Genomic DNA, 422 nt, shown 5'->3' on the forward strand with positions numbered 1-422 from the left:
ACCGGTGGGCCCGGACCCCGCCGACCCGCGCGGCCACCCCTCCGACGACAACTGGCGGCTGGACTTCCTGCTCCAGGCGTCCGACGAGCCGTCCCTCATGGTCCACGCCGACGACGTCTGGAGCGAGGGCCCCGCGCTCAGCGCCCTGGAACGCAAGACCGCCCGCCCCCAGGAGGCGCTGCTGTCCGGTCTCGACCGGGCCGGCCGCGCCTACCCCGAGGTGCGGCGCGCGCTGCGCGGCAACCGGCCAGCCGGGCTGCCACTGGACCGGGCCGGCGCCCTCGGCTTCCTCCGGGACGCCGCTCCCGCACTGGCCGACGCGGGTTTCGGCGTACTGCTCCCCACATGGTGGCAGCGCCCCCAGAAACTCGGCATGACCCTGACCGTGCCCACCCCGCCGCCCGTCGCCGTGGACATCGGCA

Annotated in this window: 1 protein-coding gene; it reads left to right on the top strand. The window is 76.3% G+C overall.

Annotated features, from left to right (window positions below; translation table 11 throughout):
* Positions 1-422: SNF2 helicase-associated domain-containing protein (locus G3I56_RS42895; protein WP_203691977.1), on the top strand; the 422-nt coding region annotated here is incomplete at both ends.

Origin of the sequence: Streptomyces sp. SID12488, from assembly GCF_010548275.1 — a bacterium.
GTDB lineage: Bacteria > Actinomycetota > Actinomycetes > Streptomycetales > Streptomycetaceae > Streptomyces.